The organism is Mycoavidus sp. HKI (assembly GCF_020023735.2).
In the GTDB taxonomy this organism is placed as follows: Bacteria; Pseudomonadota; Gammaproteobacteria; order Burkholderiales; family Burkholderiaceae; genus Mycoavidus.
The window spans coordinates 2,019,049-2,036,366 of the sequence record NZ_CP076444.2 but is presented as its reverse complement, the minus strand read 5'-3'; the positions used below and the strand labels follow the sequence as shown (position 1 = coordinate 2,036,366).

At 52.3% G+C, this 17,318-nt stretch carries 10 protein-coding genes; 1 reads left to right on the top strand and 9 read right to left on the bottom strand.

Annotated elements, in window-relative coordinates; translation table 11 throughout:
- Positions 1–14 precede the first annotated feature (14 nt).
- The 3 genes from KMZ15_RS07950 to KMZ15_RS07940 all read right to left on the bottom strand — a co-directional run bounded on the left by KMZ15_RS07950 (position 15) and on the right by KMZ15_RS07940 (position 2,277).
- The gene (locus KMZ15_RS07950; protein WP_223692386.1) at positions 15–413 is read right to left on the bottom strand and encodes a hypothetical protein; all 399 of its coding nucleotides are present in this window, start codon (positions 411–413) and stop codon (positions 15–17) included.
- Positions 414–538: 125 nt separating this feature from the next.
- The gene (locus KMZ15_RS07945; RefSeq protein WP_223692383.1) at positions 539–1,657 is read right to left on the bottom strand and encodes a nucleotidyl transferase AbiEii/AbiGii toxin family protein; all 1,119 of its coding nucleotides are present in this window, start codon (positions 1,655–1,657) and stop codon (positions 539–541) included.
- Positions 1,591–2,277 (bottom strand): DUF6088 family protein, encoded by a 687-nt coding sequence (locus KMZ15_RS07940; protein ID WP_223692381.1) that lies wholly within the window; start codon positions 2,275–2,277, stop codon positions 1,591–1,593. The genes KMZ15_RS07945 and KMZ15_RS07940 overlap by 67 nt, the downstream gene beginning before the upstream one ends.
- 433 nt (positions 2,278–2,710) lie before the next feature.
- Here KMZ15_RS07940 and KMZ15_RS07935 point away from each other — a divergent pair, with 433 nt between their 5' ends.
- Entirely contained in the window at positions 2,711–4,576 is a 1,866-nt protein-coding gene (locus KMZ15_RS07935) for an ABC transporter ATP-binding protein/permease (protein ID WP_223692379.1), read from the top strand.
- A gap of 105 nt (positions 4,577–4,681) precedes the next feature.
- Here KMZ15_RS07935 and cofD read toward each other — a convergent pair whose 3' ends face one another.
- From cofD to KMZ15_RS07905, 6 genes are all read right to left on the bottom strand, one after another.
- Positions 4,682–5,653: a 2-phospho-L-lactate transferase gene (gene cofD / locus KMZ15_RS07930; RefSeq protein ID WP_223692376.1), complete on the bottom strand. Its 972-nt coding sequence runs from the start codon at positions 5,651–5,653 to the stop codon at positions 4,682–4,684.
- Positions 5,654–5,796: 143 nt separating this feature from the next.
- Positions 5,797–8,295 carry a 5-amino-6-(D-ribitylamino)uracil--L-tyrosine 4-hydroxyphenyl transferase CofH gene (gene cofH, locus KMZ15_RS07925; RefSeq protein WP_223692374.1) on the bottom strand — a complete coding sequence of 833 codons (2,499 nt, stop codon included), beginning with the start codon at positions 8,293–8,295 and terminating at the stop codon, positions 5,797–5,799.
- On the bottom strand, positions 8,273–8,932 hold the full coding sequence (gene cofC, locus KMZ15_RS07920; RefSeq protein ID WP_223692371.1) for a 2-phospho-L-lactate guanylyltransferase: 660 nt from the start codon (positions 8,930–8,932) through the stop codon (positions 8,273–8,275). The genes cofH and cofC overlap by 23 nt, the downstream gene beginning before the upstream one ends.
- A 212-nt stretch (positions 8,933–9,144) precedes the next feature.
- Positions 9,145–9,957, bottom strand: coding sequence for a coenzyme F420-0:L-glutamate ligase (cofE, locus tag KMZ15_RS07915; protein WP_223692369.1), 813 nt, complete (start codon positions 9,955–9,957; stop codon positions 9,145–9,147).
- Between the two features lie 142 nt (positions 9,958–10,099).
- Positions 10,100–10,948: a GTP cyclohydrolase FolE2 gene (gene folE2, locus KMZ15_RS07910; RefSeq protein ID WP_223694797.1), complete on the bottom strand. Its 849-nt coding sequence runs from the start codon at positions 10,946–10,948 to the stop codon at positions 10,100–10,102.
- Positions 10,949–11,369: 421 nt separating this feature from the next.
- Positions 11,370–17,036: a non-ribosomal peptide synthetase gene (locus KMZ15_RS07905; RefSeq protein WP_223692367.1), complete on the bottom strand. Its 5,667-nt coding sequence runs from the start codon at positions 17,034–17,036 to the stop codon at positions 11,370–11,372.
- Between the last annotated feature and the right edge of the window lie 282 nt (positions 17,037–17,318).

Sequence of the window (17,318 nt, the reverse complement as noted above, 5' to 3'; positions counted from 1 at the left end):
TGGCTCGGGTATGCTCAATCCGCACGCCGCAGTATCAATTCGCCTGAATCCGTCTTGCTGATGGTCAGTGTGTCTCCCACCTTCCAGCCCAATTGAGCCAGCAGTTCGTCGGGCAACTCGACGATGCTGTCACCGCTACCATCACCTGCATACAGGCAAGTGGTACGCCACATAATGGCCTGTGTACCTGCTCCGGACGGCAAATATTTCAGTAAGGTTTCTAGTAATGCTGCCTCATCGTCCGGTAGCGTGAGCCAACTTGCGCTGACATGATCGGAATATTCCGCCCACGCATAGACTACGTTGTCGTCAGAGACATGGCGACCGGCCGTATGTAGACAATGCTGCATACGAGTAATGTCGGTGGCGAATTGTTGGGCAAGTTTCTGTCGTTCACTAAACGTCGGCATCATGACTCTTTCCTTTATTGATACTGGTGTGTCAAAAAGTATATCGCAGTCGCTTAAATCCACTTTCAATCTGCGTGCTTCTACTATCGGTTACATTGTGTTTATTTTAAATGAAGAAAACCTTAATCTCAAAGTTGATTGATTTGCTGTTCCAGCTCCCTAATCTCATTTATCACTATTGTGAAATCCGGTACTTCACCAAAAATCATTCCAGACATCGCCTGATAGTCTCGTCTAAGCGCATCGATCATCTCTGGTGTTGTCGCAAGTGCAAACGATCCTGGGCGAGCACTTTTTAAGTCCAAATCTGCGCTGTTGAAGAACATTTGTGCATGACGCGCGCAATCGATAGCAAGCATATGGTTTCTTTTGGCGCGCTGTCCCATCTCGGATTGAGTTAGCTTGTAGATATCGTAGTAATGCCGCGATATCCGATGCCCTTGCTGACGTAGCTGCCCACGGTTGTCATGCCAACGACGCAAACCATGCAAAATGACTACCTTATCCCAAAACGTGCGTTCGGCATCAATAGTGACAATATTTTCTACAGCCAAATTGGCCCCAGTTATTTCGTCAGCTATATAAGGTTTGATGATGGTCTGGCGATGCGGATCCAAAGCAGACTTAGCACCAGCTTCTATCTTGACGGTTGGTCTAACATAATCTTCCACTTCGGTAGTCGTTGCTGGATAACGTATCAACAGTGTTTGCTGGTCATGGTCATCGACATCTGAAACCACTGCTTCTTGGATCGCTGAGATGCCTGCTTCACGAAATACAGTTTCGATCTGCAGATTTAACCGCTCTTTGAGGGCTCCTTGAATGTATGTCTGACAAGCCTGTTTGATAGCACCTAGACGTATGCGTTGTTGCTTGCCAGACAATCTCTCTAGGTCACTGATTTCAATGTCTTGGCCGATATCTTCACGGAAAACCGTAATGTCTATATCTTCCGAAAAACGAGAGATCAATCCATAGGCCTTGGAGAGCGAGGTCCCCCCTTTGAATAACAATCGTGGTTCGGTAATTTCTCTTCCATTAAATAGTAAATCCAATACCCAGCATACCAAAAAATCTTTTTCAACGTTTTGCAAAGAGGTACCAAGTTGGTTGGCCGTTGCCAAAAATAAGCCAAGGCGATCTTTAGGTGTAGCTGCAATGACGGAAAGGAAGCCTGGATTCATGTTTGCCCCCCCATTTCCTGGGGCGTCGATGCCAGTAGCTCTCTTATCCACTGCTGCATCCATGAGGGGACCGTGTGCAAGCCAGTTTGCAGATCATCATAAATCTTATCCGATTGATTTGGATCGCACAGTAGTCGAATCAATTTGGCTTTGACGACATCATGTTCCAATTGAGCACTATTTTTGATGCTGTCATGCAACCAGTACAAAGCTTGCACGATACGCATAGCTGGATGACCTGCCCAGTAAAGTTTGCTGGGCGCGGTCAATTTGAATTGGATCGTTAGATTTCCCAACTGGATAGGACGCAGCCGACCATCGGTATGTATGATAACTTGCCCAGGTACGGCATTGGTCAAACCCAAATCATTAGCGGCAGTCATGCCGTCGATCAACATTCGAATTTGGTCACGCCGACCTACAGCGTTAATTACATTACGGTAATCAGGAACAGTAAGCCGTCCGGTCAATGCATTTAACCGAAGTCGGCCGTAGAGCCCACGGTCGAAACGATGCAAATCACCGCCAGTGACCATGCGTTGTAAGGTTTTATCGACCGCATCGCGACCGCCTAGGTCAAGAAAATCCACCGGTGTCCATACGGTGTCTACCGGGGCTTGATCAATGCGTTGCACGATCAACGACTTGATGTTTGGAGATGGATAAAGTGTATTTTGCCTCATGTCCGAAAATTGTATACAATTTTCGGACATAGTCAAGCAGGCCTGAGAGAGGAGAGGTGATGCCATAGATTTATCACCAATGATAAAAGCGCGCTTTTATTGCCTTCGCCGTGGAGGCTGTATATTATTGGTATTCTCTACGGCGCGTAAGTTGGTGATGTAGAGCGTTGTGTCATTTGCTAAATTCGAGCGATCAATGTTGCTTGGCTCGCCATGGCCTGGATATAGCAAGAAAGAGCATGCCATTGGCTGAAACTTCAGGTTTATTAGCAGCAGGAAATGGTGCGAGCGGTAAAACATAGGAAAAGCTGCCGTTTACCTGCTTAGTGCGTATCCGTATACTCGTAAGTGCGCTTTTTGCCCGGAGTCGACGATGCGAAGAATCAAAAATGCTTGCCGTACCGCGCAAGCAAGATAACGATACCTATTCACTATGCACCCGTTCCCCACTTCTTTGCCTCCGTCTTCAGATCAGCGCAGCGATTGGCAGACAATCATTACACTCTTGCCCTATCTACTGGCCTATAAAGTGCGTGTCGCGCTCGCGTTGGCCTGCTTGATTAGCGCGAAAATCGCGAATTTGGGTGTGCCGATTGTGATGAAAGCGATTGTCGATCAACTCGCGGTAACTAATCGGCTGCCGGCACCGGCGTATGAGACGACGTTTAGCTTGCTCAGCAGCATTGGTTTGCTGGTCGTGGCGTATGCGGTTGTGCGCTTATCAAGCTCGCTGTTTGCCGAGTTGCGTGAGATTCTCTTTGCGAAAGTGGCTTATAGCGCGGGGCGGCAGGTAGCGCTTGCGGCTTTCCGGCATCTGCATAGATTGTCTTTGCGCTTTCATCTGAAGCGACAAACTGGCGGTGTGTCGCGCGATATCGAGCGTGGCACTCGGGGTGTTCAAACTCTGGTTTCATATTCGCTTTACAGCATTTTGCCGATCGCTATCGAAGTGTTGCTGGTGTTGATTTTTCTCGCGGTCCGCTACGAAGCATACTATGCGATTGTCACCTTTTCCGTACTTGTCGCTTATATCACGTTTACCGTGAAAATGACTGAGTGGCGCACGCACTTAAGGCGCACGATCAACGAACTCGGCTCAGCCGCCAGTACGCGAGCGGTCGATTCGATGCTCAATTACGAAACCGTCAAGTATTTTGGTAATGAGCACTATGAAGCGCAGCGCTACGATGAGCACTTGATGCTTTACCGTAAGGCGGCGATTCGTGCACAAAGATCACTGTCATTGTTGAGTCTTGGCCAGCAGTTAATCATCGCCCTCTGTCTGATCGCGGTTCTGTGGCGGGCGACGCAGGGGGTGCTGGATAAGCAATTAACATTGGGCGATTTTGTGTTAATTCATACTTTCATGTTGCAACTTTATATTCCGCTCAGTTTCTTGGGCAATAGGTATCGCGTTTTGAAGCAAAGCATTACCGATATGGAGCGGATGTTTTCGCTGTTAGAAATCGAGTCTGAAATTCAGGATATCCAGGGGGCACCCCCGCTTGCCGTGCGTAGCGCTGAGGTGCGCTTTGAGCATGTCAGCTTCTCCTATGAACCGCCGCGGCAGATTTTGCGTGATCTGACGTTTACGATTGCAGCCGGCACAACCACCGCGGTTGTCGGTCATAGCGGCTCAGGCAAATCAACGCTGGTGCGACTGTTACTTCGTTTTTACGATATCGATAAGGCGGCTGGGGGACGGATTGTGATCGACGGCCAGGACATTCGTGCAGTGACGCAGGATTCACTGCGCGCAGCAATGGGTATCGTACCGCAAGATACCGTGCTTTTCAATGACACGATCTATCACAACATCACGTATGGTCGGCCATCCGCATCGCGAGACGAAGTCATCGCGGCTGCGCGCCATGCGCATATTCATGCTTTCATCGAAAGCCTGCCAGCGGGTTATGACACCCTAGTGGGTGAGCGTGGTCTGAAGTTATCTGGCGGCGAAAAGCAGCGCATTGCGATCGCTCGCGCATTATTGAAAGATCCGCATATTCTCATTTTTGATGAAGCGACGTCAGCGCTCGATTCACGTGCAGAGCGCTCGATTCAGCAAGCGCTGGAGCAGATCGCGCGCAACCGTACAACGCTGATTATCGCGCACCGCCTGTCAACCATCATCCATGCACAGCAGATTCTGGTGATGGATCAGGGCCGCATCATTGAGCGCGGTACCCATCAAGAATTGCTTGCTGCGGGCAATGTGTATGCTCAGATGTGGGCGTTGCAACATCAGCAGCATGCGCCAACGGGGGAAGATGAAATGCTGCCTCTGGTCGCCGATTGAAGTGACTGTGTTCGTGTCCGCCGGTTGAGCTCGGCACCGGGGTATGAATTACAACAGAAACGCCTATCCTAAACCGCTGCGAGATTTGCGATAAGTCGACGCGGGTTAAGACATTGCGTACACTTTGCCATCTGAGGATAGGTTTTTAAGACGGGCCAGGACGTGCTGCGCGAGAGTGATACGCTCGTCAGGCGTTTTCATGAGCGTTTTGATCATATCGATTTCTATCGAATCCGTGCACAAGGCGCTGGCATCACACTCGTCCTGTGGATCAATAACAAGAATGTCAAGAAAATCAGCGTAAAGCGATGCGATCCCGTCAATGGAAGCCTTTAGCCCTAGTTCATGCATCATTTTGGTCAGCGGGCCTTTGACTGCTTCGCCACCGACAAGCGGTGCAACGGCTAAGATTGGGGCATTGCTGGTGCGCAACTGATCGCGCATCCCTGGCAATGCCAGTATCGGTCCAATACTTACGAATGGGTTCGAAGGGCATAAGATGATGCCAGTGAGATCGGGTGCGCTGAGCGCTGCTGCAAGCGCCGGTGATACTCTTGCTGTGGTAGTGCCTTTATAGCGAAAGCCCGAGACGCGCGGCTCACATCGCCGGGCGACGAAATAATGCTGAAAAGCCAAAGCGCCTTCATCTGTCTCAACGATGGTTCTCACTGGGTCATTGGACATCGGGACGATCGTATGTTTGATACCCAAAGTGTTAGCGAGTGTTGTGGTCACGTCGCATAGGCTATTTCCGCCGTCAAGCAAGCTGCGCCGATAAAGGTGAAGTGCTAGGTCCTTATCACCGAGCTGAAACCAGGTTGGCCCGCCTAGACGAGCCAGTTCTTCCTGCACTAACCAACTCTCGCTAGCACGTCCCCATCCCTTGCCTGCGTCAGCGATGCCTGCGAGCGTATAGACAACCGTGTCTAGATCGGGGCAAATGAGTAAGCCAAGGTGCTCAAAATCGTCACCGGTGTTTACAGCAATCGTTAATTCGCCGGGTGGGAGGGCGTGTGCTAATCCAAACGCCAATTTGGCGCCGCCAACCCCGCCGCATAATGCAACATACTTTGCCATCCTATTTTCCTTACGGAGACCCGCATGAGAGCGTTTTTAATGCTGTTGCAGCGGGTGTATACGCTACTTCAGCGTTTTTCGCGGCGTCAATCACAAGGCTAGAAATTTAGATCATGACGCCGCGGTGTTTTAGAAAATTTAGCTCATGACGCCACGCTGCGTAAGACTTGGTGTCCCTCTCCGCGCACGAGACGCCCGGCTTTTACATACTTGACAGGGGTTAGCGGAAGAGCGGCCTGGGCCGCCTGCTGCCGCTCGATACTCACGCGCCCATACAGCGTGGTGCGCTGTACGGCGGTTCGTCCCAAGCGGGCAGCAAGTGCTGCCATCGCTGCTGGCGGTAGTTCTTGTCCGTGGGCCGCGCCGGCAGCACGGCTGATCGATTCGTTCATCAAGGTGCCACCCAAATCGTTAACACCTGCCTGCAAGCAAAGTTGTGAGCCTTGCTCGCCCATCTTCACCCAAGATGTCTGGATATTATCAATCAGACCATGAAAGGCTAGGCGTCCTACGGTATGCATCAAAACGGCTTCGCGCAAGGTCGGCCCTTGATGAGAGCGATTTCTTCTGAACAGGGGAGCTTCTTCGTGCACGAAGGGCAGCGGGACAAACTCAGTCAGCCCTCTTGTGTTCCGCTGCAGCTCGATTAGTTTGAGGATATGCTGCGCCCAGTGCCGGTAAGATTCGACATGGCCAAACATGATCGTGGCGGTGGTGCGCAAGCCTAGCTCGTGAGCCGTTCGAATGACCGTCAGCCATTCCTGCGTATTTAATTTGTCTGGACAAATCTGACGCCGCACTTCGTCATCTAAAATCTCGGCCGCAGTGCCAGGCAAGGTACTTAAGCCAGCCTTTTTCAAATCAGACAAAAATGCTTTGACTGTTCTGCCCAGACTCTGTGCGCCATGCATGATCTCAAGGGGTGAAAAGGCATGGATATGAATGTCCGGGCATTCCGTTTTGGCCGCTGAGCAAATGTCGAGATAAGTGTGTCCCGTGTAGTCTGGATGAATGCCACCCTGCAGGCAAACTTCGGTGGCGCCGCGATCCCAAGCCTCCCGGACGCGGCGGCGGATTTCGTCAAGCTCGACGATATAGGGTTTTTCGCGCAAGCTTTCTTCTACGCGCCCTTTCGAGAAGGCGCAAAAGTTGCAATGATATTGGCAGACATTGGTGTAGTTGATATTTCGATTGACAACATAAGTAATATTGTCTCCGTTGGTCTCTTGGCGCAGACGATTAGCCGTTTGAGTAACATACGCGAAATCGTTGCCGCGGACCTTGAATAAGTGCACGAGATCAGCTTCTTCAAGGCGATCGCCAGACAAGCATTTGTTGACGATATCGATGGTCTGTGGCGAAACGCTATCAGCATTGGGTATCGTAGCCTGCACCTGCAGGCCGGAAATGTCGGTTGCCGTACTGGAGCCTGCTATCCATTTACCATCGGTTCTGGCCAGTCCACCACAGTCTGAATGGAGGAGGAGGTCGCGGTGCAAACCTGGGTCGACCCATTGATCGCGGGCATCGATATACTGCGGATAGACCGTCAGTCGCTCGACCAATACCTTGCCACCACGGGCCGTGACGTCGCTCAGCCGTTCGAGGTGCGGCCAAGGTGCTTCGGGGTTGACGTGATCGGGGGTGATGGGCGATACACCTCCCCAATCGTTAATGCCCGCGCGGATCAAGTCGGTGAGATCGCCTTCGAAAAGATTAGGTGGCACCTGAATACTCATGGCTGAGCCGAGGATTAAACGGGCAGCCGCTGTGGTCCAACATAGTTCGTCCATCGATGGCTCAGGAGCGTTAACCATCTTGGTGCCGGCTTTGGCGCGAAAATTTTGGACAATGACTTCCTGCAGGTGTCCATAGCGATCATGCAAATCGCGCAGCGCAAAGAGCGATTCCAGCCGCTCACGGCGGGTCTCGCCGATGCCGATCAAGATGCCTGAAGTGATCGGTATATGTGCTTCGCCAGCTAAGCGCATCGTTTCAAGCCGCACTGCCGGATGTTTATCCGGTGAGCCGTAATGTGGCCCGCCACGCTCGGAAAGCCGTTCAGAGGCCGTCTCTAACATGATTCCGAAAGAAGGCGCATGCGGCCGCAACGCCTGGTACTCGGCAGCGCTGAGCACGCCCATATTGAAGTGCGGCAGCAGTCCTGTTTCGGCTCGTACGCGTTGCGCGACCTCAGCGACATAGCTGGCTGTGCTAGCATGCCCGAGTTGCTGGAGTGCTTCGCGCGCGGCTGCATAGCGCGCTTCAGGTCGGTCACCCAGCGTAAATAAGGCCTCGCGGCAGCCTGCTGCAGCGCCCGCCCGGGCAATCTCTAGCGCTTGCTCCACCGTCAGAAATGCTGGGCCAACCACCCGCGGTGCTTTGGCAAATGTGCAATAGTGGCAAACATCCCGGCACAGATGGGTGAGCGGAATGAAAACTTTGCGCGAATAGCTTACGTTGTTGCCCCAACCGATATCTCGCCAGGCCGAGGCAAGATCAGATAGCGCTCGCCAATCCTGCACCGCCTCAAGTTCATACGCTAACTCCTTTTGATTCAGCCTTGGCTGAGCGGCATCAGCGGAGTACTCAATTTTCTTGAGTATTTGACTCACCGGACTACTCATTGCTGCTTTCATCATAACCCCTCCATTGGACATTTTTGATAGAAGACTTGAATTCGTCAAGATCGGCTGGTAAATCAACATCTAGCGCCCAGCTTCTTGAACGGACGATCCAAACATCAATTCCTGCGCGCCGCGCAGCGTCTTTATGAGCGGACAGGCTGTGCCCGCTAAAATGCATCGGAATCGCGCCAGGTCGGCAAATCAGCCCATTGGTGCCATAGCCTTCCCGGTTCGGCGCCATGCCAATTGCATCTACTGGTGCGCGACTCAACATGTCGACCGCGGCTACATCTAGCAGCGGCAAATCGCCGGGGACGAACATCACACGTTGTCCGCCCGCTGCGGCAACATGGGCGGTTGCCCGCGCGCAGGCGTTGGCCATGCCTTCATCGGGGGGTCCCCACAAGATCTCTGCACCCGCGGCCCGAGCCATCTCTGCGCTGATTTCAGAGGGCGTAACCACCAGCAGACGCGCGATTTGGGATGATGCCTTCAGCGTACTAATGACGTGATTAGCCATTGAGAAAAACAATGAGCGGCGGGAGGCGTGGCTGAGAACGCCAGCCAGGCGTGTCTTAGCGCATTCAGGCGCTTTTAATGGCACTACTCCCCAAATACCGTCGCTGCGCTGACGCGCAGAAGCAGAATGCATAGTGCAGTCTCCTTTTTATTATTTTCCTGAAAAATCAAGGTGACGCGCATTGTGAATGCGCGTCACTTCAATGGGTTCTTCATTCAATATTTTTATATTTGAACACGATGCTGCCATATAATAATTCAGTTGTCTAATCATTTCTGATTGACACACTCCGCGCCGATGGTTCGCCCGTTCTCTTTTTGCGATGTCTTGTGCTAAGCCACCGTTCACGCGGCTTTTAGCGAAAACGTCGACGCCGTCTCAAGAAACACATCTTCTGGTTTGCTACGAATCAGCTGCTGAATCGTGCCATCGGCTGGGGGCAGATTCGCGCCGCGGATCAGCACAACAGGCCTGCTCTCGTCCGCTTGCCCCATCAGAAAGGAGGCCGCTGCGGCGAGTTCGTCAGCTACTGCCACTTGACTTGTCTGTAAGAGGCAGCCAAATAAATCTGGCTTTCCAATATAGTTTTTAAGCGGCGCAAAGCCTGCCACACCAATTGCGCATCCCGCCGTACCGCGGCGCCAGGCTCTGCCAAAGCTGTCATTGATGATAACGTTAACGTTGACACCGCACAGGTGGTGAATCTGCTCTTTCAATTTCTGCGCACTGTGATCAGAGTCTTTGGGCAGTAAAAGTACGGTGTCGCCACCGCCAACATTCGAATGATCAATACCGGCGTTCGCCATGACGAATCCATGGCGATGCATGACGATGAGCATACCTGTTTCCCTGTGCGCGATGACTTCCACCGACTCCGAGAGGATGAGTTCAACCAGTCGTGGATCTTTATCGACCTTCTGTGCCAAATCGATGGCTTGCTCAGAAGGCGTGACTGAGGATAACTTAGCCCATCGCCCCTCAGATTTGGAAACGATCTTTTGAGCCAGCACCAACACATCGCCATCTGCTAAGACGAGATCGTCCTCATGTAGCGCCTTAAGAATGATTTGGCTAAGGTCATCCCCAGTCTGGATAAGGGGAATGCCAGATACGGCGTGTAACGTTAGGCTTTTGCTTGATGGTATAAAACGGCTCATCTCCTGCTCTCCTTTTTAAGTTTTCAATGATTAATCAGTCAGCTCTTCACCAACAAGGAAAGTTAAACGGGCGTCTAAGTGTGCCGCACAGTAGCCCGATTGCTTTCGCATTAGCCATGATGGTGTATTGAGCTGGACAAATTTAAACAACTTTCAAGTTTCTTTTCCGCTTATCGTGTTCGATTAATGCATACGCGCTGTGATTATGGATCGACTCAAAATTCTCGGCTTCAAGCACGTAAGCGATAATCCGATCATCTTGATTGAGCCGGCTAGCAGTATCACGCACTAAATCCTCGACAAATTTTGGATTATCATAAGAGCGCTCGGTCACAAATTTCTCATCTGGCCGTTTTAAGAGCCCCCACAATTCACAAGATGCCGATTCCTCAGCGATGCGTATCAATGTCTCAATCGATATCTCAAGACTATTTAACTCTGCCTTAATGGTCACATGCGAGCGTTGATTATGCGCGCCATAAAACGAGATTTCTTTGGAACATGGACATAAACTCATCACGGGCACCAAAACTTTCAAAAAAATCCGGCTCGTATTGCCATGCGCTTCGCCAATAAAGCTGACTTCATAATCAAGCAAGCTTTGAGCTCCCGATACTGGCGCTGTTTTATTGATGAAATAAGGAAAAGTAATTTCAATGCGGCCCGCGGAGCTCTCTAATTTGTTGAGCATCTTGAGGGCCATCTTCTGAAAGCCCGAGAGATCGAGCGGGATCGTGTTTCCTGTCTTAGGGTCTACCGTGCTTTCTTGCAATAGGGCAATAAAGCGCGACATATGAGTGCCCTTTTGATTGGCCGGTAAGTAAACATCAAGCTCGCAATGGCCGATTGTTGGCTGGCTCGCGCCAGTGGCGCTCAGTACTGTTAGTGGATGACGTATCGCTTTGATGCCAACTCGCTGAATCGAGATTTCGCGGTGATCAGTGCTGCTTTGCACATCTGACATAGCCAAAACAGAGTCTACACAATTCATCATAAAATAATCTCCCGAGCTTTTTATATAATAAATTCAGTGGAGTTGGTGCCCAATTCCCAAATTTCGATCCGCATGATCTGTCTATGCGGACGCTCTTTAAGTCACAGTCTGCCAATTGCTGCGCCGGTCCCTATGAACGATAAAAACTGGCAAATTTAATGATGAGTTAAGGTGCTAGATACCCGTAGCGATCAGGTCTTTGAGATGGGCTGAGTCTCCGTTTTTCAGCACACGCTCCTCCTTTTCAATCGTCACCAGCGCATCGATTGACTACACTCATTGTTTTACATTGTGTTACTAGCCCAGCGTTGCATAGAGAGTGTCATGTCACGCTGAGGTGTGCGGCTAAGTTTTGGCTAGTTTAGATTATCTGTGAAAAGCGGGCAACTTTAATTTCTAACCATGTAGGAACCCCTGTTTACACCTCTTCGCTTTGGGGTGGGTGATGCTTCTTCTGTAGTTCATCTAGTTTTCGGGCTAGAATACGACCGATTTTAGCGGTTGGCACGGGCCTATCCATATCGTCGTGTTTGCAGTGGATATCGTAAGTTTCGATATTGCCGAGAACGTAAGGTTTCCATAAATGAGAAAAGGAGGGCTGGGTAGATCCATCTTCCATTATCGTTGCATGAAAGAAGAGCAGGTCGCCGGAATAAATGAGCGGAGAAAAATTATTTAAAAGGCAAAGGTTATTTTTGATGATATTTCGGGTTTTTTCCCATAAATATTCCCCCGCATTTGAAATATTTTCACCGCTATAGCGATCAAGAAGTTTGATGTAGATAGTTTCTTGATCTAACTCAAGTTTATTGTTCAACTGGAAAGGGCCCGGATGACTATCCAATAAAGCAAGCAAAGAGACTCTTTCGCCTTGTTGTTCAAGCTGTGTTGCGATGCTGTGAACAACATTGCCGCCAAAAGACCATCCCAGCAAATAATAAGGCCCGTTAGGCTGAATGCGGCGAATGTGTTTAATATAGTCTGACGCCATGGTATCGATTGTTTCTGCAAGCTGCGATACGCCACTGAGTCCACAAGCTTGCAGACCATAGATAGGTTGGTCCGCGTCTAAATGCTGAGATAGACTGATATAACTCCAACTCAGACCAGCCACGGGGTGAACGCAGAAAAGAGGTGGCCGAGCGCCTTCTGGCTTGATGGGAAGCAAGACCTTAAATGAATCGTCTTGGGCTCCGTCTAGCTTGAGTAAACGCTGCGCCAGTCCCGCGATGGTAGGCGCTTCAAACAGCATGTGGAGGGCAATCTCGACGCCCAACGTGGTGCGAATACGATTGATTATCCGCACGGCGAGCAGTGAGTGGCCGCCGAGCGCGAAGAAATTGTCGTAACGACTAATGCGCTCCAAACCAAGCAGTTCAGCCCAGATTGTGGCGAATGCGATCTCGATCTCGCTTTGTGGCGCTTCATACGCTTGATGGGCGAAGGCTTCGTCGTTCGGGACTGGCAGCGCCCGACGGTCAAGCTTGCCGTCGGGCAGGTAGCGCGCTAGGTCCCCCGTCTTGTACATACGCAGAAGCTCGCGCTCTTCGCTCGGCAGCACTTCCAGTTGCCAAGCCGGTTTGTCCAGCCGCTGTTCAAGCGCTTCGGCTAGGCTCTGCAACGCCTGCTGCATATAACCGCAGATATGATTAGGATCAAGCGGATTCACAACCTGAGCGATCAGTCCCAACGTTTTTCCGAAATCCTCCACGAACAGAGCGAGTGGATAGTTCGTGCGTTCGTCCACACTCAACAACTCAATACCGGGCGCCAGTTGGCCCTCTGATGGCACCACAATGTGGTGCCGGTAGTTCAGCAACGCACTAAACAAGGATGTACCAGCCGGCACACCACTGCAGCGTTGGGCCAGCGCCAGCGATGCATGCTCATGGTCGAGTAGTCCAGCTAGGAGCGCGTGCGTATCCCGCACACTGTGCTCAACGCTGCGGTTCAACTCAACACACAGTGGCAAGGTGTTAATGAACAGCCCCAGGGCACGGTCCGCCCCGTCACCTGCCTGCATCCGCCCAAATAGCACCGTGCCAAACACCGCTCGCTGTAGGCCACTGCTGCGTGCCAGCACCTGTGCCCAGGCCAGATGGCATAGACTGGCCAGGCTCACGCCCAGTCGTTTCGCCTGAACGCGCAGGCGATCGTTCAACTCCTGCGGCAGTAGTCGACGCGATTCGGTAACCTGGGTGCCGTCGCGATAAGTATCGGTCAGCCCGAAGGGCAACGTAGGCTCCTCCACTTTGGCCAGCATATCGGTAAAGAACCGCTCGTGCGCGGCCTGACTCATACCCAGACGCGTTTGCGCCACCAGGTTGCGGAACGGTTGGGCAGCGGGCAGCATATCGCCCCGGCCTTCGAGGAACGCCTGCACCTCGGTCTGCATGATTTCTAGCGTCGAATGATCCTCGATCAAATGGTGTAACAGCTGGACCAGCAGCCAGCGGCCATCACTGTTCTGCGCAATCACGAAACGCAGCAACGGGGCCTGGGTCAAATCAAGACGATGCTGACGGAAACGCTGAGCCAGTTGTTCAGTGATCGGTCCATCGGACGGATCCAGTGTGAGCTCCGTGATAGACAACGTTGCCTGACGCCAGACTACCTGCGCGGGCGTGGACAGATGCGCCCAGACAAAGGCGGTACGCAGGATATCGTGGCGCTTGACGACCTGCTGGATCGCGTCTAGATAACGATCGAGTTGCTCCCGGTCAGTAAAGGCTATTTGGGCAATCAACAGATACGGATCGCCTTCAGTCGCCAGCAGGTGGTGAAACAGGAAACCGTCTTGCAGCGGGGACAATGCATAAATATCTTGGATGTTCGCAACGCCACCGGGGACCTGTGCCACAATCCGGTCGATCTCAGCCTGACTGAGATCGATCAGCGGCAGCATGTCCGGCGTAAGCATGGTGGTGTCGGATGTAATGAGATTGGGCGGCACGGCTATTTCCCGATGCTGGCCCAGCGATTGGGCTAGCACGCTCAGCGTAGGCGTATCGAACAATGCACGCACCGAGACCGTCAAGCCAAGATAACGCAGGCGTTCGATCATCCGCACCGCGAGCATCGAATGGCCACCGAGCGCAAAGAAGCTGTCGTGACGGCTGACGCATTCAACCCCGAGCAGTTCTGCCCAGATTGTGGCCAGCGTGGTCTCTATCTTACCTTGCGGCGCCTCGTATGCCTGGCGCGCAAAGGCTTCGCCATCCGGCGCCGGCAGTGCCCGGCGATCAAGTTTGCCGTTGGGCGTCAACGGCAGTGCATCCAAGCGCACAAAGGCGGCCGGCACCATATACTCAGGTAGCCCGGCCACGAGATACGTACGCAGTGTGCTCGCTAGCTGTTCGTCCACCTCGGCCACAACATAGGCAACCAGCCGCTTGTCGCCGTCCTCGCCTAGCGCAAGCACGATAGCATCGCGCACCAGCGGATGCTCGATAAGGTGTGCTTCGATTTCGCCGGGCTCAATCCGAAAGCCCCGGATCTTAACCTGGTGATCGTTGCGGCCGAGGAACTCGAGATTGCCGTCGGGCAGATAGCGGGCCAAGTCGCCCGTCTTATACATGCGGGCATCAACATGATTGCTGAACGGATCGCAAAGAAAACGCTCGGCGGTCAATTCAGGGCGGTTCAAATAGCCACGTGCGACACCCGCTCCGCCAATATACAGTTCGCCGACCATTCCCAACGGCACGGGCTGACCATCGGCGTTCAGCAGATAAACCTTAAGATCGGGAATCCTTACCCCAATCGGACTGCCCACTTGATGACTATCCTGTTGTCGTAGCGGCTGGTAAGTGACATGCACGGTGGTTTCCGTAATGCCATACATGTTCACTAATTGAGGCGCGTGCTCTGAACGCATGGCGTACCATGCCTGCAAGATTGCAGGTTCAAACGCTTCACCACCGAAAATCACATAGCGTAATTGATCACGCAATTGGCTTTGTGCTTGGCTGGCGATAAAGGTCTTAAAAGCACTGGGCGTCTGGTTCAATACGGTCACGCCCTGCTCGCAAACCAGCCGATGAAACTCTTGTGGCGAGCGGGCAATCTGATGAGGGACTAAGATCAGTTTCCCGCCATAGCGCAAGGCTCCCCAGAGCTCCCAAACCGAAAAGTCGAAGGCAAAAGAATGGAACAGGCACCAGGTATCATGCTGGTTAAAGTGATACCAAGGTTCTGTGGCATCAAACAGACGTACAATCTGCGCATGCTCAACCATCACGCCTTTGGGTGCGCCGGTAGAACCGGACGTGTAGATTACATAGGCAAGATGACGAGCAGTCAGGCCAAGCACGTGCGGATTAGTGACTGCCTGTTCTGGCTGCACCGCTGGATCGAGCACAGTCAACGAGGCTAGGGCCCTTTCGCCCAATGTGGCGCGGCCCACTGCGTCTGCCAACAGGATCCGTGGCGCCGCATCGGTGAGAATGCTCGCCAGCCGCTCGCCCGTATACGCCGGATCAAGTGGCACATAAGCACCACCCGCCTTGAGAGTTGCCAGTAGCCCCACCACCAACGCTAGGCTGCGTTCCACGCAGATCGCCACCAGCGTATCTGGTTGAACGTCCAGCTCGATGAGTTGATGCGCAAGACGATTAGCACGCGCATTCAGTTCCGCATACCCTAATGCCTGACCTTCGTACACCAAGGCAATGGCGTCCGGTGTACGCTCAGCCTGTGCTTCAAATAACTGATGAATGCACTGGTGCGCTGGATAGGGCGCCTCCGTTGTATTCCATTCGACCAGCAATTGCCGCCGCTCCGCTGCACTGAGCAGGTCGATGCCGTCGATTGGCTGGGTGGGCTCTGTGACCAGGGCGTCCAGGAATTTTAGAAAACGGCGCTGGTGTGCAATGAGTTCGTTTGCTGTATAGAGGGCGGGGTTCGCGTCAAAGTCAATCCGCAATGGGCTGTCCCCGGATAGGACATAGACCGCGATCATTAGGTCTTCGACCGGCCCATTGACAAGATTATGAGTGGTCGATGCATGTTTGCCAAAGCGCAGGTCATGGTCAAATGGCATCAGATTGATGGTGGGACCAAACAATGGCCGGCCTTGCGCCAGTCGAAGTTCCCGCCGTAGCTCTTCACAGCGATAGCGTTGATGCCGAAATCCGCGTTTAATCTCTTGCGCCGCCTGTTCTATCAATGATGTGAGGCTCGTGTCTGGCTGCACCGTGAGTCGGATAGGCATGACATTAGAAGTCATGCCGGGAATACGCCGGCCTTCGCCAAAGCGAGCTGGCACCGGAAAGCCCAACACCACGTCTTGAGCACCGGTTAAACGATGAAGATACGCCGCCACGGCAGCGGTAATAAACTGAGCCAAACCACTTGCGTCAGAAGCGTAAGTGCGCATTGTTTGAGAGGAGAGGTAAGCTGTCTGACGCAAACGGTGGTGCAAAGCGGGGGCTTGCCTATCTGCAAGTGTCACAGCGCTGGGCCAATCCGCGCAGTGCGCAAGCCAATATTCCCGGTCTTTTGTAAAGTGCGCAGAGGCGCGGTAGCGAACGTCATTTTCCAGCAGCAGCGATACGGGTCCGAATGGGCGCTCTTGTGCTATTACCCCTTTGACTCGTGCGCTATATACCTGCGCCATGCGTTGCGCGATGAGGCGGCCACCGGCCCCATCCATCGCGATATGGTGACAACGCTGATACCAAAAAAATCGGTCAGGTGCGACTTTTAACAATGCAAAGCCAAACGGCAGGTTATTCAGTAGGTCGGTTGGCTGTTCGTAGTCCGCTTTCATCCAAGCTTCGGCAGCAGCTTGAGGATCAACCTCTGCGCTGAGATCGATCAAAGGAAGTGACCAATCCGGTAAACTGACAAATTGTTGAATGCCATCGCTACTGTCGATGAACTGAAGACAAAAGCTTTCTGCTTCCGCGACCACCTGTCGCAAGGCGGCTTCGAACAAGGCCGAGTCAACGGCGCCATGGATTTCTGTGAATTGGCAAATATTGTAGACAGGACTACGGGGGGTGATTTGCTGCGCGAGCCAAATCTCCATTTGTGCAGCGGATAAGGGATAGGTTACTGGATTTGGATTGACGCAAGCAGGCATAAGTCTTACCTAAAGCAAAAATTAAAGGTCGGCCATAGGTTGATGAGCCACGCTATAAAATTTCAACTATGGAACTTGGACTACAGAACCTAAAAAATACTAGGGGGGCTGTTGAAGTTTGGCACTAAGCTCTTGCAAAATAAGAGCAAGCCCGTATTGTTGAGGTTCTCATACCGACACAATGCGAGTTTGCAATGCGTCGATTACTTCTTATGGATGAATTTCGATTGAAGCTTGGAAAGATTTTGCCTGATGAGCAAATTTATCGCAAGCACAATTTGT